22 protein-coding genes are annotated in these 20,600 nt (G+C 74.0%); 1 reads left to right on the top strand and 21 read right to left on the bottom strand.

Annotated features, from left to right (window positions below; genetic code table 11):
• Positions 1 to 5 precede the first annotated feature (5 nt).
• From ACIWVC_RS05285 to ACIWVC_RS05255, 7 genes are all read right to left on the bottom strand, one after another.
• On the bottom strand, positions 6 to 578 hold the full coding sequence (locus ACIWVC_RS05285) for an HdeD family acid-resistance protein (protein WP_396445790.1): 573 nt from the start codon (positions 576 to 578) through the stop codon (positions 6 to 8).
• A 128-nt stretch (positions 579 to 706) separates the two neighbouring features.
• Positions 707 to 2,524 (bottom strand): phosphoenolpyruvate carboxykinase (GTP), encoded by a 1,818-nt coding sequence (locus tag ACIWVC_RS05280; protein WP_396445789.1) that lies wholly within the window; start codon positions 2,522 to 2,524, stop codon positions 707 to 709.
• Between the two features lie 177 nt (positions 2,525 to 2,701).
• Positions 2,702 to 3,748, bottom strand: coding sequence for an ABC transporter ATP-binding protein (locus ACIWVC_RS05275; protein ID WP_396453857.1), 1,047 nt, complete (start codon positions 3,746 to 3,748; stop codon positions 2,702 to 2,704).
• Between the two features lie 10 nt (positions 3,749 to 3,758).
• Positions 3,759 to 4,556 (bottom strand): ABC transporter permease, encoded by a 798-nt coding sequence (locus ACIWVC_RS05270; RefSeq protein WP_396445787.1) that lies wholly within the window; start codon positions 4,554 to 4,556, stop codon positions 3,759 to 3,761.
• Positions 4,553 to 5,347, bottom strand: a complete 795-nt coding sequence (modA, locus tag ACIWVC_RS05265) for a molybdate ABC transporter substrate-binding protein (RefSeq protein WP_396445786.1) — start codon at positions 5,345 to 5,347, stop codon at positions 4,553 to 4,555. Before modA ends, ACIWVC_RS05270 begins: the two co-directional genes overlap by 4 nt.
• A complete protein-coding gene (locus ACIWVC_RS05260; protein WP_396445785.1) occupies positions 5,344 to 5,757 on the bottom strand; it encodes a molybdopterin-binding protein in 414 nt (137 codons plus the stop codon). The genes modA and ACIWVC_RS05260 overlap by 4 nt, the downstream gene beginning before the upstream one ends.
• A gap of 93 nt (positions 5,758 to 5,850) precedes the next feature.
• A complete protein-coding gene (locus ACIWVC_RS05255; protein ID WP_396445784.1) occupies positions 5,851 to 6,981 on the bottom strand; it encodes a nucleoside 2-deoxyribosyltransferase domain-containing protein in 1,131 nt (376 codons plus the stop codon).
• 111 nt (positions 6,982 to 7,092) lie between these two features.
• On the opposite strand from ACIWVC_RS05255, the gene ACIWVC_RS05250 reads away from it, so the two are divergent.
• Complete coding sequence (locus ACIWVC_RS05250) at positions 7,093 to 7,716, top strand: hypothetical protein (protein WP_396445783.1); 624 nt, start codon at positions 7,093 to 7,095, stop codon at positions 7,714 to 7,716.
• A gap of 16 nt (positions 7,717 to 7,732) precedes the next feature.
• On the opposite strand, the gene ACIWVC_RS05245 is transcribed toward ACIWVC_RS05250, so the two are convergent.
• From ACIWVC_RS05245 to ACIWVC_RS05180, 14 genes are all read right to left on the bottom strand, one after another.
• Positions 7,733 to 7,939 (bottom strand): hypothetical protein, encoded by a 207-nt coding sequence (locus ACIWVC_RS05245; RefSeq protein WP_396445782.1) that lies wholly within the window; start codon positions 7,937 to 7,939, stop codon positions 7,733 to 7,735.
• 174 nt (positions 7,940 to 8,113) lie between these two features.
• Positions 8,114 to 9,499, bottom strand: coding sequence for a ribosome biogenesis GTPase Der (der, locus tag ACIWVC_RS05240; RefSeq protein ID WP_396445781.1), 1,386 nt, complete (start codon positions 9,497 to 9,499; stop codon positions 8,114 to 8,116).
• A gap of 3 nt (positions 9,500 to 9,502) precedes the next feature.
• Positions 9,503 to 10,165, bottom strand: a complete 663-nt coding sequence (gene cmk, locus ACIWVC_RS05235) for a (d)CMP kinase (protein ID WP_396445780.1) — start codon at positions 10,163 to 10,165, stop codon at positions 9,503 to 9,505.
• A gap of 134 nt (positions 10,166 to 10,299) precedes the next feature.
• Positions 10,300 to 11,391 (bottom strand): prephenate dehydrogenase, encoded by a 1,092-nt coding sequence (locus ACIWVC_RS05230; RefSeq protein WP_396445779.1) that lies wholly within the window; start codon positions 11,389 to 11,391, stop codon positions 10,300 to 10,302.
• A 112-nt stretch (positions 11,392 to 11,503) separates the two neighbouring features.
• Positions 11,504 to 11,866 carry a chorismate mutase gene (gene aroH, locus ACIWVC_RS05225; protein ID WP_396445777.1) on the bottom strand — a complete coding sequence of 121 codons (363 nt, stop codon included), beginning with the start codon at positions 11,864 to 11,866 and terminating at the stop codon, positions 11,504 to 11,506.
• 48 nt (positions 11,867 to 11,914) lie between these two features.
• Positions 11,915 to 12,646 carry a pseudouridine synthase gene (locus ACIWVC_RS05220; RefSeq protein WP_396445776.1) on the bottom strand — a complete coding sequence of 244 codons (732 nt, stop codon included), beginning with the start codon at positions 12,644 to 12,646 and terminating at the stop codon, positions 11,915 to 11,917.
• 10 nt (positions 12,647 to 12,656) lie between these two features.
• A complete protein-coding gene (scpB, locus tag ACIWVC_RS05215) occupies positions 12,657 to 13,226 on the bottom strand; it encodes an SMC-Scp complex subunit ScpB (RefSeq protein ID WP_396445775.1) in 570 nt (189 codons plus the stop codon).
• The gene (locus ACIWVC_RS05210; protein WP_396453869.1) at positions 13,223 to 14,140 is read right to left on the bottom strand and encodes a segregation and condensation protein A; all 918 of its coding nucleotides are present in this window, start codon (positions 14,138 to 14,140) and stop codon (positions 13,223 to 13,225) included. Before ACIWVC_RS05210 ends, scpB begins: the two co-directional genes overlap by 4 nt.
• Positions 14,141 to 14,227: 87 nt before the next feature.
• Positions 14,228 to 14,875, bottom strand: coding sequence for a SecDF P1 head subdomain-containing protein (locus ACIWVC_RS05205; RefSeq protein ID WP_396453856.1), 648 nt, complete (start codon positions 14,873 to 14,875; stop codon positions 14,228 to 14,230).
• Between the two features lie 39 nt (positions 14,876 to 14,914).
• Positions 14,915 to 15,781 carry a ParA family protein gene (locus ACIWVC_RS05200; RefSeq protein WP_396445835.1) on the bottom strand — a complete coding sequence of 289 codons (867 nt, stop codon included), beginning with the start codon at positions 15,779 to 15,781 and terminating at the stop codon, positions 14,915 to 14,917.
• 209 nt (positions 15,782 to 15,990) lie between these two features.
• Positions 15,991 to 16,893, bottom strand: a complete 903-nt coding sequence (gene xerD, locus ACIWVC_RS05195) for a site-specific tyrosine recombinase XerD (protein WP_396445773.1) — start codon at positions 16,891 to 16,893, stop codon at positions 15,991 to 15,993.
• Between the two features lie 152 nt (positions 16,894 to 17,045).
• Positions 17,046 to 17,684 carry an NUDIX domain-containing protein gene (locus ACIWVC_RS05190; protein ID WP_396445772.1) on the bottom strand — a complete coding sequence of 213 codons (639 nt, stop codon included), beginning with the start codon at positions 17,682 to 17,684 and terminating at the stop codon, positions 17,046 to 17,048.
• On the bottom strand, positions 17,681 to 19,351 hold the full coding sequence (locus ACIWVC_RS05185; RefSeq protein WP_396445771.1) for a CTP synthase: 1,671 nt from the start codon (positions 19,349 to 19,351) through the stop codon (positions 17,681 to 17,683). Before ACIWVC_RS05185 ends, ACIWVC_RS05190 begins: the two co-directional genes overlap by 4 nt.
• Positions 19,352 to 19,496: 145 nt before the next feature.
• A partial coding sequence (locus ACIWVC_RS05180; RefSeq protein ID WP_396445770.1) for a hypothetical protein occupies positions 19,497 to 20,600 on the bottom strand: 1,104 nt, incomplete at its 5' end.

The raw sequence follows: 20,600 nt of genomic DNA, 5'->3' as shown, positions 1-20,600 counted from the left end.
CGCGGCTAGTGGCGGGCGGCCGCGCCCATCCGGCGGCGTTCGGCGCGGTGGCCGAGCCGGCGCAGCCGGAACGCGGCGCCGAGCATGGCGGCGCCGCTCAGGATCGCCAGCAGCCCGATCAGCCAGACGATCGCGATCGCGCCGGAGACCGGCCAGGCGAACAGCAGGATGCCGAACAGCAGCGAGACGGCGCCGGTCAGCACGTACGCCCACTCCCCGCGCAGCTCCCGGTGCATCGCGAGGGCGACCACGATCTCCAGGACGCCGGTGGCGACCGCCCACGCGGCGATGAGCATGAGCAGCACGAACGCGGTGATGCCCGGCCACACCAGCGCCGTGACGCCGAGCGCGATCCCGGCGAACCCGACGAGCATGAGCAGGCCGCGCGGCCCGCCGGACGCGCCGCGGAACGCCTGCGTCACCGCGACCAGGCCGTCCGCGAGGGCGTACGCGCCGAACAGCAGCACCAGGGCCAGGACGGTGATGCCGGGCCACGCCCAGGCGACGATGCCGAACAGGATCGCGAACGCGCCGCGCAGCCCGAGCACCCACCAGTGGCGGGTCATCGAGTCGAACATTCCGGCCTCCCGGGACGGGGACTTGCCCCATTGCTGCCCCCGCGCAGTGCAGGAGAGGCCAAAGGCCGGTCGCGGACTCGGCAAAGTCCGCGACCGGCCCGCGCGTCACGCCGGCGGCCGCCGGGAGGTCAGTGCTCCAGGCGGCGCACCAGGTCGTGGTACTCGTCCCACAGCGCCTGCGGCAGGTGGTCGCCGAACTTCTCGAAGAACTCCGGCACGAGGGCGGCCTCCTGCTTCCACACCTCCTTGTCGACCGACAGGAGCGTGTCCAGGTCGGCGTCGTCGATGGTGAGGCCGTCGGTGTCGAGCGCCTCCTTGGTCGGCAGGTGCCCGATCGGCGACTTGGCGGCGTCGGCCTTGCCGTTGAGCCGCTCGACGATCCACTTCAGCACGCGGCTGTTCTCGCCGAAGCCGGGCCAGATGAACTTGCCGTCGGCGTTCTTGCGGAACCAGTTGACGTAGTAGATCCGGGGCAGCTTCTCCGGGTCGGTGGCCTTGCCGATCTCCAGCCAGTGGCCGAAGTAGTCGCCCATGTTGTAGCCGCAGAACGGCAGCATCGCGAACGGGTCGCGGCGCAGCTCGCCCACGGTGCCCTCGGCGGCGGCGGTCTTCTCGGACGCGATGTTGGCGCCGAGGAACACGCCCTGCTGCCAGTCGAACGCCTCGGTGACGAGCGGGACGGCGGTGGCGCGCCGGCCGCCGAACAGGATCGCCGAGATCGGGACGCCCTTCGGGTCCTCCCACTCGTCGGCGATGATCGGGCACTGCCCGGCCGGGGTGGTGAAGCGGGCGTTCGGGTGCGCGGCCGGGGTCTCCGACTCCGGCGTCCAGTCGTTGCCCCGCCAGTCGGTGAGGTGCGCGGGCGGCTCGTCGGTGAGGCCCTCCCACCACACGTCGCCGTCGTCGGTGAGCGCGACGTTGGTGAAGATGCTGTTGCCCCAGAGCGTCTTCACGGCGTTGGCGTTGGTGCTCTCGCCGGTGCCGGGCGCGACGCCGAAGAAGCCGGCCTCGGGGTTGATCGCGTAGAGCCGGCCGTCGTCGCCGAACCGCATCCAGGCGATGTCGTCGCCGATGGTCTCGACCTTCCAGCCGGGGATGGTCGGCTCCAGCATCGCGAGGTTGGTCTTGCCGCACGCCGACGGGAACGCGGCGGCGACGTAGCGGGTCTCGCCCTCCGGCGGGGTGAGCTTCAGGATGAGCATGTGCTCGGCCATCCAGCCCTCGTCGCGGGCCATCGTCGAGGCGATCCGCAGCGCGTAGCACTTCTTGCCCAGCAGGGCGTTGCCGCCGTAGCCCGACCCGTACGACCAGATCTCCCGGGTCTCGGGGAAGTGGGTGATGTACTTGGTGGAGTTGCAGGGCCACTTGACGTCCGCCTGGCCGGGCTCCAGGGGCGCGCCGACGGAGTGGACGGCCTTGACGAACGAGCCGCGCTCCTCGATGAGGCGCAGCGCGCGCTCGCCCATCCGCGTCATGATCCGCATGGACACGGCGACGTAGGCGGAGTCGGTGATCTCGACGCCCAGCTGGGAGATGTTGCCGCCGAGCGGGCCCATGCAGAACGGCACCACGTACATGGTGCGGCCCTTCATGCAGCCGTCGAAGAGGCCGTCGAGGGTCTGCTTCATCTCGGCGGGGGCGACCCAGTTGTTGGTGGGACCGGCGTCCTCCTCCTTCTCGGAGCAGATGAACGTGCGGTCCTCGACGCGGGCGACGTCGGTGGGGTCGGACGCGGCGTGGAAGCTGTTCGGCCGTTTGGCCGGGTCGAGCCGCGTGAGCGTGCCCTGCTCGACGAGGAGACCGGTGAGCCGCTCCCACTCCTCGTCCGAGCCGTCGCACCACTCCACGCGGTCCGGCTTGGTCAGCTCGGCGATCCCGCGTACCCACTCAATCAGTTCGGTGTGGCCGGTAGGGGCCTGGTCGAGGCCGGGGACCTGGATGGACACGGGCTACTCCTTCAGCTGTTCGCAGGATGTTTGCATGATGAACAAGACGCGTCGTTTTTGCCATTTGGTCTGGACCAATCCCGTCCGCATTTGAGGCTTCTTGCCCGTTTTGTGATTGTTATCACGCGGCGGCGGACGTGACGCCCGCCACCCCGGCGTGGTTCGGTATGGGCACGGTCAAGCTGGGTAAACGTGAGTTTCGGTGGCCTTCACGGCCGCCCAAATCATGCTGCCCTCTGACAATTCGAGCTCCGCGACGGCGGCCGGAGTGACGTCCGCGACCGCGTCGAAAGGCGGCCCGGAGAGCTGCACCCGGGCCCGGTCCCCGTGCCGTTCGACCGCGGCCACCCGGGCGCGCCAGAGGTTGCGGGGGCTGCCGTCGGGGCGCGTCCGGTACAGCGCCACCGAGGATGGCGCGAAGGCTATGAACACCTCACCCTCGGGTGAGTCGACCGTGTCCAGGGTTGCGTCGCCGCCGCCGATCACCACGGTCCCGCCCTCGGCCCTCCCCCGGTACAGGTTCAGGCCGACGAGCCGCGCCACGTAGCCGGTGCGGGGGCGGCGGGCGACGTCGGCGGGCGCCCCCTCCTGGACGAGCCGCCCGTCCTCGACCACGACGATGCGGTCGGCCAGCACCATCGCGTCCAGCGGGTCGTGGGTGACGAGGACCGCCGCGCCCGTGAACCCGGCGAGGTGGCGGCGCAGCGCCGCCCGGATCTCCAGCCGGGTGCGGGCGTCGAGCGCGGCGAGCGGCTCGTCCAGCAGGAGCAGGCGCGGCTCGACGGCCAGCGCGCGGGCGAGCGCGACCCGCTGCGCCTGGCCTCCCGACAGCGCCCGGGGGCGGGCCGAGGCGTACCCGGCGAGCCCCACGCGGTCGAGCCACTCCGCGGCGGCGCGGCGGGCGGCGCGGCGGCCGGCGCCCCGGCAGCGCGGCCCGAACGCGACGTTGTCCAGCGCGCTGAGGTGCGGGAACAGCAGGTAGTCCTGGAAGACCATGCCGATGCCGCGGCGGTCGGCGGGCAGCGGGCGCAGGTCCTCCCCGTCCACCCGGAGGTGCCCGCCCGCCATCGGGACGAGCCCCGCCAGCGCGCGCAGCGCGGTGCTCTTGCCGGCGCCGTTCGGGCCGAGCAGCGCGACGACCTCGCCGGGCGCGGCGGTGAGCGGCAGGTCGAGCGCGAACCCGCCGCGCCGCACCACGAGCCGCGCGTCCAGTCCCTCGCTCATGCCGCCTCGCTCACGCCGTGCCCACCCAGCGGTCGCGGAGCGCGGCCAGGACGGCGACCGAGACGGCGAGCAGCACGAGGCTGAGCACGATCGCGGCCTGCGGGTCGGTCTCCAGGGCCAGGTAGACGGCGAGCGGCATCGTCTGCGTCCGGCCGGGGAAGTTGCCCGCGAAGGTGATGGTCGCGCCGAACTCGCCGAGCGCCCGCGCCCAGCACAGCACGGCGCCGGCCGCCACGCCGGGCGCGACGAGCGGCAGCGTGACCCGGCGGAAGACCGTCCAGCGGCCGGCGCCGAGGGTGGCGGCGGCCTCCTCGTAGCGCAGGTCGGCGGCGCGCAGCGCGCCCTCCACGCTGATCACCAGGAACGGCATCGCGACGAACGTCTCGGCCAGCACGACCCCGGCGGTGGTGAACGGGAACGTGATCCCGAACGCGGCGTCGAGCCACCCGCCGACCAGGCCGCGCCGGCCGAGCACGAGCAGCAGCGCGACGCCGCCCACGACCGGCGGCAGCACCAGCGGCACCGTCACCAGCGCCCGGACGAGGCGGACGCCGGGGAACGGGACGCGGGCGAGCGTCCAGGCCAGCGGGACGCCGAACAGCACGCACAGCCCGGTGGCGAGGGTGGCGCTGAGCAGCGACAGCCGGAGCGCGTCCAGGACCTGCGGCTGCACGAGCCGGGTGCCGAGCGTCGACCACGGCGCGCGGACGAGCAGCCCGAGCAGCGGCAGCACCAGGAACGCCAGCCCGGCCAGCGCGGGCAGCACGAGGATCCACGGCGGCCGGCCCGGGACGGCGTCGGTCCTCATGGCGCCTCGAAGCCCGCCTCCGCCAGCACGGCCCTGCCCCGCGCGCCGAGCACGAGCCCGATGAAGTCCTCGGCGAGCGCGCCGGCCGGGGCCTTGGCGACCTCGGCGATCGGGTAGTCGTTGACGGCCTCGGCCGCCTCCGGGAACTCGATGCCCGTGACCTCGCCGCCCGCGGCCTTGGCGTCGGTGCGGTAGACGAGCCCGGCGTCGGCCTCGCCCAGGCCGACCTTCGTGAGGACGGCCTTGACGTCCCGCTCCCGCGACACGGGCCTCACCCGGACGCCGGCCGCGTCGAGCGCGGTCTTCGCGGCGGACCCGCACGGCACCTGCACGGCGCACAGGACCACCTTCAGCCCGGGCGCGGACAGGTCGCGCACCCCCGACACCCTGCCGGGGTTGTCCTTGGGAACCGCGATGACCAGGCGGTTCCTGGCGAACACGCGGGGCGGCCCGGCCGCGTCGCCCGCATCGGTCACCGTCCGCATCGTGGCCGGGTTCGCGGACGCGAACACGTCCGCCGGCGCGCCCTGCGTGATCTGCTGCGCGAGAGTCGAGCTGCCGCCGAAGTCGAACCTGACCCGCACGCCGGGGTGCGAGCCCTCGAAGTTCTTCCCGAGCGCGGTGAACGCCTCGGTGAGCGAGGCCGCCGCGAACACGGTCAGCGTCCCGCCGCGCCCGCCGTCGCCGCCGCCCGTCCCGGACGGGGTCTCCTCGACCTCGCCGCAGCCGGCCAGGGCCGCCGGCAGGAGGGCCGCCAGCAGGAGGGGCGCCGCCGCGGCGCGCTTGATCATGATGCCCCCGGTTCCGCCACCTCGACCACGACGTTCGTCGACTTCACGACCGCCTCGGCGACCACGCCCGCCTGGAGGCCGAGGTCGTCGGCGGCCTCCCGGCTCATCAGCGACACCACCCGGAACGGGCCCGCCTGGATCTCCACCTGCGCCATCACGCCGTCCCGGACGACGTCGGTGACGATGCCGCGCAGCCGGTTGCGCGCTGAGGAGAACCGCTCGGGCTGGTCGGACGGCGCGCCCCCGCGCGCCTGGTCGCGCACGAAGGCGGCCAGTTCGGCGCCGGGCACCAGCCGGTGCCCGTGCTCGTCGCGGGACGCGGGGAGCCGCCCCCCGTCCACCCAGCGGCGGACGGTGTCCGCGCTGACGCCGAGCAGCGCCGCGGCCTCGCTGATCCTGAACGTGGTCACGCGGCCCAGCCTAGCCAACCGCAGATGCAAGGTGAAGAGCGGAATATCTCTCGATACTGCGAGGCATCTCGGTCAGATTCCTCGCAGATGCGGTCAGCCGGCGTCCAGCAGGACCTCCGTGATCATCCCCAGGTTCGCCCAGTCGACCAGCCGCTCCCGCCTGATCCGCCCGTACGGGAGGACCTCGACGTAGGTGCGCTCCCCGTCCGCCGCCACCCCGTGCGGGCCGGACGCCCGCAGCCGCTCCAGCTCCTCCCCCGTCACCTCGGCGGAGAACAGATGCGCCCGGTGCGCGGACATCGTCGCGTTCGGCTGCCGCGCCCCGTGCGCGCGCAGCCGTTCCGGCGCGAGCGCCAGCCCGGTCTCCTCGGCGACCTCGGCGAGCGCCCTGCGCACCGGCCCGCCCGCGCCCGAACCGCCCGGCAGCTCGCGGACGAACCCGGCCGCGCACGGGCTGCGGAACTCGCGGACGAGCACGACCTCGGTCTCGTCGAGGGCCGCGCGGCGCCGGTGCAGCACGACGGCCGAGACGTCCGGCCGGCCGATGACGATCTCGTTCTCCTTCGCCCGCCCCTCGGCGGCGACGTGCACGCGGACGTGCAGCCCCCAGCACACGCCGAACCGGAACACCGCCCGCGCGCCGAGCAGCACGTTCCCCGCGTCCCGCTGCCCCGCGTACCAGGTCTGGAACACCTCGTCCCGCCACAGCAGCAGGGGCACCTCCCGCTCCCCGCCCGTCCGGGACGCGCCGGCGCCGATGCGGTCGAGCGCCGCCGCGACCGTCCCCGCGAGGTCCTCCGCCGCCGGCACGCCGTGCTTGGCGGCGTAGTGCAGCAGGTAGCGGTTCCCGGGCGCCTCCGGCGGCGCGCCGAAGACCGCGCGCCCGCTGTCGTGCCACATCCCCCATTCGACGTTGGTGGTGAACGCCGGCAGGGTCGCCGGTTCGCGCGGCACCCAGAAGATCACCTCGTCGGACATGTGGAGGCAGCGCTCCTCCCACTCGACCTGCCCGGTGTAGTCGGGGTAGCGGCCGTGCCGGTCCTCGGGGACGAACACGGCGAGCCGCCCCGGCCCGCGCCACCGGCGGCGGATCTCGGCGACCGCGTCCGGCCGCCAGGAGGCGACGCCGGGCGAGCGGGGCGTGGGCCCGGCGAGGAAGACGGCGGCGTCCCACCGCCGCGGCGGCTCCTCCCGCGCGTACACGAGCGCGATGTCGCTTTCCATGGAAATGCTCCCTTTTTGGCCATCTGTGGGCCTTCCGGCCGTGTGGGCGGCCCACCTCCGGGTAAACGGTGTCTCAAAACAGAATCAGAAGCCCGGTCAGGAGGAATGATCATGACTGGGACCATGCGAGCACCGCGCACCCGGGGCGTCCTCAGCGGAGTCCTGCTGATCCTGCTGGGGCTGTGGGGCGGCCTGCTGCCGTTCGCCGGCCCCTATTTCGGATTCGGCTTCACGCCGGACGACACCTGGGTCTACAACACCGACCGGCTGCAACTCAGCATCGCCCCCGGCGCCGCCGCCGTGCTGGGCGGGCTGATCCTCCTCGCCAGCGCCAACCGCGCCCTGGCGATGTTCGGCGGCTGGCTCGCCGCGCTGGGCGGTGCCTGGTTCGCCGTCGGCCCGTTCCTCGCCGCCCTGTGGGACGTGCCCGGCGTCGGCACCCCGCTCGGCACGAGCGAGGGCCAGGTCGTCGCCGAGCAGCTGTCCGGGTTCACCGGACTCGGCGTCGTCATCGTGTTCCTCGCCGCGTTCGCGCTCGGCCGGTTCGCCGTCGTCGGCGCGCGCGAGCGGGCCCGGGCGGACGAGCGGGCGGACGGGCCCGGACCGGCCGGCGGGTCGAACACCACCCAGCCGATCGTGCACGGCCGCTACGCGCGGGAGAGCCGCCCCGAGCACGGACCCCCGCCCCGGCCCGGCGACCAGCACGTCGCGGGCGACCCGCGCCGCGACCGGTGACGGGCGCGCCGCGGCGTCACAGGCGGTCGCGGGCGCGCATGTTGCGGACGGCCTTGGTGGTCTCGTAGCTGGCGCGCTCGTCGTCCGTCCGCACGTCGTCGCGGTCGGTGAACATCGCGACGAAGGCGACCAGCAGCCCGACGCCGCCGATCCACGGCTCCCGCCAGACGAAGCTCAGCGCCACGCATGCCGCCGCCGCGGAGAGCAGTAGGAAGAGCTTCACGTCGCACCCCTCGACCCGCGCCCTGGGGTCCGGAGGCCGCCGCCTCCGGACGAAACCGGTGTCCGTCCCGGGATCGGCGAGTAATGGAGGACTTACTCGCGTCCCGTAGTAGGCATCCTGACATGCCGCGGCCCGTCCGGGAAGATCCTGGACGGGCCGCACCGCCGATTTCCGCTATTTCCTGCCCTTGCCGCGCTTCTCGCGGATCTTCATCGCGATGTCGAGCGGGGCGCCGGCGAAGCCGAACTCCTCCCGCAGCCGCCGCTCGATGAACCGCCGGTAGCCCTCCTCCAGGAACCCGGAGGTGAACAGCACGAACCGGGGCGGGCGCACCCCCGCCTGCGTCGCGAACAGCACGCGCGGCTGCTTGCCGCCCCGCACCGGGTGCGGGTGGGAGTTCACCAGGTCGGCGAAGAACTGGTTCAGCCTGGACGTCGGGACGCGGGTGCCCCAGCCCTCCAGCGCCGCGTCGATCGCCGGCACCAGCTTCTCCACGTGCCGGCCGGTCCGCGCGGAGATGTTCACCCGCGGCGCCCAGCGCGCGTTGTGCAGCTGCCGGTCGATCTCGCGCTCCAGGTAGTGGCGGCGCTCCTCGTCCAGCAGGTCCCACTTGTTGTAGGCGATGACCAGCGCCCGGCCGGAGTCGATCACCATGGAGATGATCCGCAGGTCCTGCTCGGCGAGCGGCTGGCCGGCGTCCACCAGCACGACCGCGACCTCGGCGCGCTCCAGCGCCGACCGGGTGCGCAGCGTCGCGTAGAAGTCGGCGCCCTGGTTCTCCCGGTGCCGCCGCCGGATCCCGGCGGTGTCGATGAACCGCCACGTCCTGCCGCCGAGCTCGATCAGCTCGTCGACCGGGTCGCGGGTCGTCCCGGCCACCGAGTCGACGACCGCGCGCTGCTCCCCCGCCAGCTTGTTCAGCAGGCTCGACTTGCCGACGTTCGGGCGGCCGAGCAGCGCCACCCGGCGCGGCCCGCCCTCCGCGCCGAACGTCTCCGCCGGCGGCTCCACCGGCAGCGCGTCCAGCACCGCGTCGAGCAGGTCGCCGCTGCCGCGCCCGTGCAGCGCGCTGACCGGGTGCGGCTCGCCGATGCCGAGCGACCACAGCAGCGCCGCGTCCGACTCGGCGCCGATGTCGTCGACCTTGTTGGCGACCAGCACCACCGGCTTGCCGGACCGGCGCAGGATCTCCACCACGGCCTCGTCCACGTCGGTGGCGCCCACGGTCGCGTCGACCACGAACATCACCACGTCCGCGAGGTCGACCGCCAGCCGCGCCTGCTCCGCGATCGCCGCGGCCAGGCCGGAGGAGTCGGGCAGCCAGCCGCCGGTGTCGACGACGGTGAACCGGCGGCCGCTCCACGCCGCGTCGTAGGCGACCCGGTCGCGGGTCACGCCCGGGACGTCCTCCACGACGGCCTCGCGGCGGCCCAGGATCCGGTTGACGAGGGTGGACTTGCCGACGTTCGGCCGCCCCACCACCGCCACCACCGGCGCCGGGCCGGCGTCGCCGCCGTCGTCCTCGACGGCGTCGACCGTCTCGATCTCGTATTCGCTCACAGCTCACTCATGCTCTTTGGCGAGGCGGACGACCGCCTCGACGACCTCGGCGAGGCTCAGCTCCGTCGAGTCGATCTCGTGCGCGCCGGCCGCCCTCGTCAGCGGCGACGCCTTGCGGGTGGAGTCGAGCCGGTCGCGCCGCGCCTGCTCGGCCCGGGTCACCGTCACCGACGCGCCCGGGTCGGCCGCCAGGTCCTTCGCGCGGCGCGCGGCGCGCGCCTCCTCGCTGGCCGTCAGGTACACCTTCACGGCCGCGTCCGGCGCGACCACCGTGCCGATGTCGCGGCCCTCCACCACGATCCCGCCGGCCCCGATGATCTCCCGCTGCAGCTCGACGAGCCGGGCGCGGACCGCCGGGACGGCGCTGACCGCGCTGACCGCGTTCGTCACCTCGCGGGTGCGGATCGGGCCGGACACGTCCGTGCCGTCCACCGTGATCGAGGGCGCGTCCGGGTCGGTGCCGCAGGCGATCTCCGGTTCGAGCGCGCGGGCCGCGACCGCGGCGCCGTCCTCGACCGGCACGCCGTGCTCCAGCATCCACCACGTCATGGCGCGGTACATCGCGCCGGTGTCCAGGTACCGGAGGCCGAGCGCGCGGGCGACCCCCTTGGACGCGCTGGACTTGCCCGAACCGGAGGGTCCGTCCATGGCGATGACGAGCGGCACGATCGCTCCCTCTCTTCGTCGTCGGAGCGCCCGCCGACCGGGTCGGCGGGCGAAGCGGGCGGCGCTCGTCGCCGCACCGGCGCGCGGGTGTCTCCCCGGCGGGCCCCGGCGATCCAGGCTACCGGTCCCGGGGACTAGCCCGGGACGGACCAGCCGCGGGCGCGCAGCTCGGCCGCGAGGCGCTCGGCCGCCTCCGGGACGACCGACAGCTCCAGCACGCCGAGCGGGCGGCCGGGCGAATGCTCGATCGTCACGTCCTCGATGTTGACCCCGGCGATCCCCGCCGCCTGGAAGATCATCGCCAGCTCGCCGGGGCGGTCCGGGATGACGACCTGGACGGTCGCGTAGGCGGGCTGGTCGCCGCCGTGCTTGCCGGGGATGCGGGACCGGCCCGCGTTGCCGCGCAGCAGCAGGTCGGCGACGTGCGCGGCGGCCTCCTCGCTGCCGTCGCGCAGCAGCGACGCGGCCACCGCCAGGTCGGTCGCGACGGCCTCCAGCACGTCCGCGACCGGCGCGGCGTTCGCCGACAGGATGCCGATCCACAGCCGCGGGTCGCTCGCCGCGATGCGGGTCACGTCCCGCACGCCCTGCCCGGACAGGCCGAGCGCCACGTCGTCCGCGCCGGTCAGCCGGGCCGCGACGGCGGCGGACACGACGTGCGGGCCGTGCGAGACGAGCGCGACGGCGCGGTCGTGCTCGGCGGCGTCCACCCGGACCGGCATCGCCCCGCACGCCTTCGCCAGGCCCGTGACGGCCTCGATGGTCTCCGCCGCCGCCTCGGGGGTCGCGCACAGCGCCCACGGGCGGCCGAGGAACAGGTCGGCGCGGGCGGCGCTCGGGCCGGACCGCTCGCTCCCGGCGAGGGGGTGCCCGCCCACGAACGTCGTCAGGTCGCAGCCCAGCTCGGCCGCCTGCGCCAGCGGCAGCGCCTTCACGCTCGCCACGTCGGTGTAGGCGGTGGCGAGGCCGCGCTTCTGCGCGTCCAGCAGCGTCACCGCGACCGCGGCCGGCGGCACCGCGAGCACCGCCAGGTCGGCGGGCTCCTCCTGCGCCCCGTCCGGCAGCGCCGCGCCGGCGCCCAGCTCCACGGCCAGGGACAGGGCCGCCGAGTCCCGGTCGGTCAGCAGCACCTCGGCGCCGCGCTCGCGCATCGCCAGCGCGATCGACGTCCCGATCAGGCCCGTCCCGACCACGACGATGCGCCGCGCCACCACGTCCTCACTCACGCCCACGACCTTACTGCTCCGCGCCCACTGCTCCGCGCCCACTGCTCCGCGCCCACTGCCTCGTCGCCCGCCGCCCGTCCGGCCGGGCGCTACTGCGCGATGTCGCCGGGCGCTACTGCGCGATGTCGAGGCGCAGCGCGGTCGCGCCGCGCAGGTACACGTGCTGGACGTCCGAGCGGGGGCGGTCGGTCTCGATGTGCGCCATCAGCCGGATCACCCGCGGCAGCGCGCCGGGGACGCCGATCTCGGTCGCGCACAGCAGCGGCACCTCGTGGAATCCGAGCTTGCGCGCGGCGAGCGCCGGGAACTCCGCCGTCAGGTCCGGCGTCACCGTGAAGATGACGCTGATCACGTCGTCGGTGGTCAGCCCGTTGCGGGCCATCACCTCCGAGACCAGCTCCGTCGTCGCCTCCAGGATCTGGTCCCGGTCGTCGGCGTCGATCTGCGTCGCCCCGCGGACCGCGCGTACCGCCACAGTCGTCTCCCCTCCGTCGTGCCCGGCTCCGTCGTGCCCGGCCGTCCCCTACAGCCCGACCGCCTTGTACAGCTCGCCGACCTCCCGGACGGTCAGCGCCCGCATCCCGCCCGGCTTCAGCGACCCCAGCTTGATCGGCCCGAACTCTATGCGGGCGAGCTGCTGGACGGGGAACCCGACCTCCTTCAGCAGCCGGCGGACGATGTGCTTGCGCCCCTCGTGCAGGGTGATCTCCACCAGGACGCGCCGGCCGACCTGGTCGAACACGCGGAACTTGTCGGCCTTGGCGGGCCCGTCGTCCAGCGTCACCCCGGCCTTCAGCCGCTTGCCGAGGTCGCGCGGGATCGGGCCGTGGATCTCCGCCAGGTAGGTCTTGTTCACCCCGTAGGACGGGTGGGTGAGGCGGTGCGACAGCTCCCCGTCGTTGGTGAGCAGGATCAGGCCCTCGGTGTCGGTGTCCAGCCGGCCGACGTGGAACAGGCGCTCGGGCACCTCCACGTAGTCGGCGAGGGACTTGCGCCCCCGCTCGTCCGACATCGTGGACACCACTCCGCGCGGCTTGTTGATCGCGTAGTACCGCATCTCGGCGCGGGTCTCGACGCGCTTGCCGTCGACGTGGATGACGGCCGTGCGCGGGTCGACGCGCTCACCGAACCGGAAGACCTTCTTCCCGTTCACGGTGACGCGGCCCTCGCCGATCAGCTCCTCGCAGCGGCGGCGGCTGCCGATCCCGGCCTCGGCCAGGACCTTCTGCAGCCGGACGCCCTCGTTGTCGCTCACGTGTCCTCAGCTATTCCACTATGTCGTCTGGCAGGTCATCGGGGAGGTAGGGGGCGAGCTCGGGCAGCTCGTCGAGGTCGCGCAGGCCGAGGCGCTCCAGGAAGTACCCGGTGGTCCGGTACAGGTGCGCCTGCGACTCCGGATCCTGCCCGGCGTCCTCGATCAGGCCGCGCAGCGTCAGCGTCCGCATGACGCCGTCGCTGTTGACCCCGCGGATCGCCGACACCCGGGCGCGGCTCACCGGCTGCCGGTAGGCGACGACGGCGAGCGTCTCCAGCGCGGCCTGCGTGAGCCGCGCCTGCTGCCCGTCGGTGACGAACCGCTCCACGACCGGGGCGCACACGTCCCGGGTGTAGAACCGCCAGCCGCCGGCCACCTCCCTGAGGTCGAACCCGCGGCCTTGCTCAGTGTATTCCGCGGCCAGCTCCCGCAGCGTCGCCTCGACCTCGCCGCGGGGGCGCTCCAGCAGCTGCGCCAGCGTCATCACGCTGACCGGCTCGTCCACGACCAGCAGGATCGCCTCGATCGAGGGGCGCAGTCCCGGCAGTTCCGGGGCGTCCGCACCGGGTTCGTCGGTCATCGCTCTTCCCCGTCCTTCTCGTCCTTCTCGTCCTTGGCGTTCTTGGCGTTCTTGGCGCCGCCGTCCTTCTCGGGGGCGCCCTCGTAGTCGTCGCCGACCTCGACGTCGCCGTCGTCGGTGCCGGTCCAGGTCACGTGCAGCTCGCCGAGGGGCTCGTCCTGGTCGAAGGAGACGGCCTGCTCCCGGTACAGCTCCAGAAGCGCCAGGAACCGGGCGACGACCTCGTAGGTGCCCTCGGCGTCGGCGGCGAGGACGCGGAACGTCGTCCGGCGCAGCCTGCGGAGCATCTCCACGACGATCGCGGCCTGCTCCTTGACGCTGGCCTTCGGCTGGTAGATGTGGTCGACGGACACCGCGGGCGGCGCCTTCGGCGCCAGGGCCTTCGCGGCGAGCCGCGCGAACTCCTCCGGGCCGAGGCCGAGCAGCACCTCCGGCAGCAGGTTCGCGAACTTCGGCTCCATCGGCACCATGCGCGGGAACCGGCGGCTCGCGTCGGCGATCCGGGCGGCGAGGACCTGCGCGACCTCCTTGTAGGCGCGGTACTGCAGCAGCCGCGCGAACAGCAGGTCGCGGGCCTCCAGCAGCGCCAGGTCCTCCTCGTCGTCGACCTCGCCGGACGGCAGCAGCCGCGCGGCCTTCAGGTCGAGCAGCGTCGCGGCGACGAGCAGGAAGTGGCTGGCCTGGTCGAGGTCCCAGTCGCGGCCGTAGGAGCGGATGTGCGCGATGAAGTCGTCGGTGACCTTGTGCAGCGACACCTCGGTGATGTCGAGCTTGTGCTTGGAGATCAGGCCGAGCAGCAGGTCGAACGGGCCCTCGAAGTTGTCCAGGTGGACGCGGAAGCCCTGGTCCTCGGTCTGCTCCCCGGACTGCTGCTCCCCGGCCGCCCGCTCCGGCTCCGGCGACGTCTCGTCCACGTCGCTCACGGTAGCGGAATGCTCCTCCCGCGCTGTGCTCACCGGCCCAATGGTCCCATGCCCGGCGCGCCGCTCGGACCGGGGACGCTACCGCCCGGCCAGCCGGCGGACGAGGCTCTCCGCGCCTGCGCGGCCGCCGCCCGCCCCCTCGTCTGCGGGGCCGCTGATCTGCATCTCGCCTCCCGAGATGGGCGCCATCACCTGGACGGGCTCGGAGATGAGCGTCTCGCCGAGGAGCATGCCCATCAGGCGGCCCGGCCGCTGTTCCGCGTACGCCTGCGCGGCCTTGCCGGTGAGCGCCGTGAACCCGGAGGCGTCCGCCCGGTTCAGCACGATGGTCACGGTCCATCCGGAGCGGCCGGCCGCCGGGTCGGGCGGGTTCGCCCTGACCTGCTCCAGCCGCCGCACGGTCAGCCGGTCCGGGCCGAACCCGTAGCAGGAGGACGCCCCGGCGACGGTGACCGCCCCGGCGCCGCAGGGCGCGTCGGCCACCTCCTCGACCAGCGCGAACGTCAGCGGCTCCCGCAGGTCGACCGGTCCGGACGAGGCGACCGGCGCGGGACCGCCGCCGTCGCCGGCCGCGACGACGTAGGCGACGGCGCCGCCGATCGCGAGGAAGGCGGCGACGAGCGCGGCGATGAGCACGGGCACCGGCGGCACCGGCCCCCGGGCGGGCGGGGGCGGCGGAGGCGTTCCGGGCGGCGGGCCGTGCGGGGCCGGCGGGGGCTGTCCCATGTACGCGCTCCGCGGGGGTTCAGGAGATCAGGGGACGGATCAGCCGTTCTCCGCCCAGCGCACGAGGACCTCCCGTGCCAGGCTCCGGTACGCGTTCGCGCCCATCGAGGTCGGGTCGAAGAACGTGATCGGCTCGCCGGCGACCGTCGCGTCGGGGAAGCGCACCGTCCGGTTGATGACCGTGTGGAACACCTTGTCGCCGAACGCCTCGACGATGCGGCCGAGGACCTCGCGGGTGTGCAGCGTCCGCGAGTCGTACATCGTGCCGAGGACGCCGTCGATGACCAGGTCCGGGTTGATCCGGCCCTGGACCTTGTCGATGGTCTCCATCAGCAGCGCGACGCCGCGCATCGCGAAGTACTCGCACTCCAGCGGGATCAGCACGCCCTCGCTGGCGGCCAGCGCGTTGACCGTGAGCAGGCCGAGCGACGGCTGGCAGTCGATGAGGATGTAGTCGTAGTGCGGGACGGCCGACTTCAGCGCGCCCTGCAGGATGTACTCGCGCCCGACCTCGTGGACGAGCTGGACCTCCGCGCCGGACAGGTCGATGTTGCTCGGCAGCAGGTCCATCCCGTCGACGCCGGTCTCGATGACGACGTCCTCCCACTCGGTGTCGTGCTCGAGCAGCAGGTTGTGGATCGTCACGTCGAGCTGGCGCGGGTCCCCTTTGCCGAGCCCGACCGACAGGGCGCCCTGCGGGTCGAAGTCGACGAGCAGGACGCGGCGGCCGTACTCGGCGAGCGCGGCGCCCAGGTTGATCGTCGTGGTGGTCTTGCCGACGCCGCCCTTCTGGTTGCAGACGGCCACGATCCGCGCGGGCCCGTGCTCGGCCAGCGGCTCCGGCTCCGGGAATGTCGGAACGGGTCGCTGCGTGGGTCCGAGGGCCCTGCTCGGATCGGTCTCTATGGTGGCGGAGGAAAGGACTCCATCCGCACTGTCGGTGCTGGTCACCAGATCCCTCCCCGGCGGCCCGGAAATGCCATCCAGAACGGGGACTCTAGGGGCGTCCACCCCCGGCCACAAGCCGACGCGCGCCGAACGTCGCGATTTGTGCCGCGACCGCTCCGCCCGATTCGTCCCCCGATGCGCCCCCGTCGCGCCCCTCCGGCGGGCGGTCAGCTCCGCGCCCGCGGGTGCGAGGTCGCGTACACCTCCCGCAGCAGCTGGACGGTCACCAGCGTGTACACCTGCGTCGTCGTCACGGACGCGTGCCCGAGCAGCTCCTGGACGACGCGGACGTCGGCTCCCCCGTCCAGCAGGTGGGTCGCGAACGAGTGCCGCAGCGTGTGCGGGGACACCTCCGACAGCTGGGCCCGGTCGGCGGCGGCGCGCAGCACCATCCACGCGCCCTGCCGCGAGAGCCGCCCGCCGCGCGCGTTCAGGAACAGCGCGGGCCCGCCGCGCCCCGCCCCGGCGAGCTCGGGCCGGGCGCGCACCAGGTAGGCGTCCACGGCCTCGCGGGCGTAGTCGCCGATGGGCACCACCCGGGCCTTGCCGCCCTTGCCGGCGACGCGGGCGAACCCCTCCCGCAGGTCGAGGTCGTCGACGTCCAGGCCGACGGCCTCGGAGATCCGCGCACCCGAGCCGTACAGCAGCTCCAGCAGCGCCCGGTCGCGCAGGCCGCGCGCGGTGCCCGGATCGCCGGCCGCCGCGGCGAGCAGCCGCTCCACGTCGGCGAGCGAGATGGCCTTCGGCAGCCGGCGCGGCGGCGTGGGCGGCTTGACGCCGTGCGCGGGGTCGCCGGGGGCGAGGCCCTCCCGCAGCGCGAACCGGTGCAGCCCCCGCACGGCGACCAGCGCCCGCGCCGCCGACCCCGCCGACAGCGGCGGATGGCCGGCGTCGCCCTCCCGCAGGCCGACCAGGAACGAGCGGACGTCGTCCTCGGTGATCTCGCCGATCGCCGCGCGGCCCCGCGCGTCCTGCACCTCGGCGTAGCGGCGCAGGTCCCGGCGGTAGGAGCTGAGCGTGTTGGCGGCGAGGCCCCGCTCGACGGCCAGGTGCGCGAGGTAGGCGCGCACGGCCGAGTCGAGCGCGGAACCCGTGCCCGCGTCCTGCGCGGCGCTCCGGGGGGACGGGCTCGGGGACAGTGCGGCACCTCTTCCGGCCGTGGGACTCCGGGGACCCGCCCATCATGCCCCCTCCGGCCGCCGGAGGGGGACCTCATCGGGGCCTAGTCCTCGGGCGCGTCGGCGGGCCGCAGGCCCCGGAAGCCGGCGTCGCGCGCCGCCCGCGCCGCGAGCACCCCCATGCACGCGATCATGTTGTGCAGATCGCCGGCGAGGACCTTGCGGACCGCCTCGTCCAGCGGCACCCACACGACCGGCATGTCGGCCTCCTCGTGGACGCGCTCGAAGTCGATCTCGCCGGCGGGTACCTCGGCGAGGTCGCGGGCCAGGAAGATGCGGACGCGCTCGTCGGCCATGCCGGGCGAGGTGAACACGTCGACCAGCGTGTCCCAGCGCGCGGCGCGGTACCCGGCCTCCTCCAGCAGCTCCCGCGCGGCGAGCTCGTGCAGCGGCTCGCCGTCCACGTCCCGCAGCCCGGCGGGCGCCTCCCACAGCATCCGGCCCACCGCGTGCCGGTACTGGCGCAGCATCAGCACCCGCTCGCGGTCGTCGAGGGCGAGGACGCCGACGGCGCCGACGTGCTCGACCACGTCGCGGGCGACGGCCTCGGTGCCGTCGCCCCGCGGCATCTCCACCCGGTCCCTGCGGACGCCGAACACCGGCCCCCGGAAGGCCCTGGACGACTCCAGGACCTTCCAGCGCTCGGGGCGGTCGCGGACGTCGCCGACGCCGAGGCCGCTCACGCGTCGCCCGCGCGCTGCTCGGCGTAGTCCAGGGCGGCGGCGATCAGCCCCTTGAACAGCGGGTGCGGGCGCGTCGGGCGGGACCGGAACTCCGGGTGCGCCTGCGTGCCGACGAAGAAGGGGTGCCGCTCGCGCGGCAGCTCCACGTACTCGACGAGCCGCCCGTCCGGGGACAGCCCGGAGAAGCGGAGCCCGGCCTCCTCCAGCCGGTCGCGGTAGGCGTTGTTGACCTCGTAGCGGTGCCGGTGCCGCTCGGACACCTTCGCCTCCCCGTACAGCTCCCGCACGACCGACCCCTCGGCGAGGTCGGCCGGGTACAGGCCGAGGCGCATCGTCCCGCCCATGTCGCGCTCCCCGGCGACGACGTCGAGCTGGTCGGACATCGTCGCGACGACCGGGTGGGCGGTGGTGGCGTCGAACTCGGCGCTGCCCGCGTCGGCGAGCCCGGCGAGCGTCCGCGCCGCCTCGATGACCATGCACTGCAGGCCGAGGCAGATCCCGAGCAGCGGGATCCGGTTCTCCCGGGCGTAGCGGACGGCGCCGAGCTTGCCCTCGATGCCGCGCACCCCGAACCCGCCGGGGACGAGCACGCCGTCGACGCCGTCCAGCTCCCGCTTGGCGCCCTCGGGGGTATCGCAGTCGTCGCTCTTCACCCAGCGGATGCGGACCCGGGCGTCGTTGCCGAACCCGCCGTGCCGCAGCGCCTCGGTGACCGACAGGTACGCGTCGGGCAGGTCGATGTACTTGCCGACCAGCGCGATGGTGACCTCGCGGGCGGGCTTGTGGACGCGGCGGAGCAGCTCGTCCCAGGCGCCCCAGTCGACGTCGCGGAACGGCAGGTCGAGCCGCCGCACCACGTAGGCGTCCAGGCCCTCGGCGTGCAGCACCTTCGGGATGTCGTAGATGGACGCCGCGTCCACCGCCGACACGACGGCCTCGCGGTCCACGTCGCACATCAGGCTGATCTTGTGCTTGAGCCCGTCGGTGATCGGCCGGTCCGACCGGCACACGATCGCGTCGGGCTGGATGCCGATGGAGCGCAGCGCGGCGACCGAGTGCTGCGTCGGCTTGGTCTTCAGCTCCCCGGACGGGCCGATGTAGGGCAGCAGCGACACGTGCAGGAAGAAGCAGTTCTCCCGGCCGATCTCGTGCCGGATCTGGCGGACCGACTCCAGGAACGGCAGCGACTCGATGTCGCCGACCGTGCCGCCCACCTCGGTGATGACGATGTCGACCTCGGTGTCGTCCGCCATCCCGCGGATCCGGTCCTTGATCTCGTTGGTGATGTGCGGGATCACCTGGACGGTGTCGCCGAGGTACTCCCCGCGCCGCTCCTTGGCGATGACGTTGGAGTAGACCTGCCCGGTGGTCACGTTCGCCGACCCGTGCAGCTCGGTGTCGAGGAACCGCTCGTAGTGGCCGATGTCGAGGTCGGTCTCCGCGCCGTCGTCGGTGACGAAGACCTCGCCGTGCTGGAAGGGGTTCATCGTGCCGGGATCGACGTTGAGGTAGGGGTCGAGCTTCTGCATGGTGACCCGGAGGCCGCGAAGCGTGAGAAGCCGTCCCAGGCTGGACGCCGTCAGTCCCTTGCCGAGGCTGGAGGCGACACCGCCGGTGACGAAGAGATGCTTGGTAGGACGTGGTCTACCAATGGCTGCCGATGGCAAGAAGGCGCTCCCGTGGTCGTGATGAGGCGGACGAGTCTCACCGTCCACGGGCCACCAGGATAACAAGTGAATTCCCCAGGCAGGACGCTACCCGGAAGGCGGGGCGCCGCCCCGGAGCGGGCGCCGCCCGCGGCGGCCGCCTCCGTCAGAGGCGCGGCGTCGCGGCGCTCGGCATGATGGTGCGGAGCTGGCGGGTCAGCTCGTCGATCAGGGAGCGCGCCTGGTCGGCCGCCTGGCGGGCGGCGTCGCGCTCCTGGGACAGCTCGGCGATCTGGGCGCGCTGCTCGGTGACGGCCTGGGCGAGCTGGTCGACCCACTGGTCGCGCTCGGCCAGCTTCTCGGCGACGGCGTCGCGCTCGGCGGCCATCTGCCGCATCGCGGTCACCGCCTTGTCGCGCTCGCGGCCGGCCTGGTCGGCGCGGCCCCGGGCGAGGGTGAGCTCGGACTCCGCGCGGGCCTGCGCCTGGACGGCGGCCTCCCGCGTCCGCTCGGCGGACTCGCGGGCCTTGGCGGCGGCGTCGCGCTCCCGCTCGGCCTTCTTGGCGGCCTCCAGCGACTGGGCGGCGGTGTCGAGGGCCTGCTGGCGCTCGGACTCGGCGGCGTCGGCGCGGGACACGGCCTCCTGGAGGCGGCGCTCGGCGTCCTGCGCGCGGCGCTCGGCCTCCTGGGCGCGGCGCTCGTTCTCCTGCGCGCGGCGCTCGGCGACCTCGGCGCGGCGCCGCGACTCGTCGGTCTCCTTGCCCGCGGCGACCACGGCGTGCTGCAGGTTCTGCGCGGTCATCTCGGCGTCGGTGACCTTGGCGCGCAGCTGCGACAGCTCGCCGTGCGCCGCCTCCAGCGCGCGGGACAGCTCCGCGGCCTGCTCGGCGACCCGGTCGCGCTCGGACTCGGCGGAGCGGCGGGCGTTGGCGGCGTCCTCGACGGCGCGCAGGGCGTCGTCGCGGGCCTCGCTCATGGCGTCGCGCTGCTGGATCGCCTGGCGGACGGTGGCCTCGGCCTCGGCGACGCGGCGCTCGGCCTGCTCGACCTGGGCCTGCACCTGCTCCATCTGCGCGCGCGTCTGGTCGGCCTGGGCGCGGGCCTGGTCGGCCTGGACGCGCCCCTGCTGGGCCTGGTTCCACGCGGCGGCGGCGTCGCGCTGCGCGTTCTCCTTCTCTGTCTGGAGCGCGGCGATCTGCGTGACGGCCTCGTTCTGGACCTCGGCGGCGCGGCGCTCGGCCTCCGCCAGCTTCCGCTCGGCCTCGACGGC

This window comes from Actinomadura sp. (assembly GCF_044508335.1).
Lineage (GTDB): Bacteria > Actinomycetota > Actinomycetes > Streptosporangiales > Streptosporangiaceae > Spirillospora.
The sequence above is the reverse complement of the archived record's forward strand: the minus strand, read 5'-3'. Positions and strand labels throughout refer to the sequence as shown.

Coding starts and splice junctions, on each gene's coding strand:
- ACIWVC_RS05205 (WP_396453856.1), bottom strand. CDS start 14,875: ATGGGACAGCCCCCGCCGGCCCCGCACGGCCCGCCGCCCGGAACGCCT.
- ACIWVC_RS05250 (WP_396445783.1), top strand. CDS start 7,093: ATGACTGGGACCATGCGAGCACCGCGCACCCGGGGCGTCCTCAGCGGA.
- scpB (WP_396445775.1), bottom strand. CDS start 13,226: ATGACCGACGAACCCGGTGCGGACGCCCCGGAACTGCCGGGACTGCGC.
- ACIWVC_RS05275 (WP_396453857.1), bottom strand. CDS start 3,748: ATGAGCGAGGGACTGGACGCGCGGCTCGTGGTGCGGCGCGGCGGGTTC.
- ACIWVC_RS05255 (WP_396445784.1), bottom strand. CDS start 6,981: ATGGAAAGCGACATCGCGCTCGTGTACGCGCGGGAGGAGCCGCCGCGG.
- modA (WP_396445786.1), bottom strand. CDS start 5,347: ATGATCAAGCGCGCCGCGGCGGCGCCCCTCCTGCTGGCGGCCCTCCTG.
- ACIWVC_RS05270 (WP_396445787.1), bottom strand. CDS start 4,556: ATGAGGACCGACGCCGTCCCGGGCCGGCCGCCGTGGATCCTCGTGCTG.
- ACIWVC_RS05285 (WP_396445790.1), bottom strand. CDS start 578: ATGTTCGACTCGATGACCCGCCACTGGTGGGTGCTCGGGCTGCGCGGC.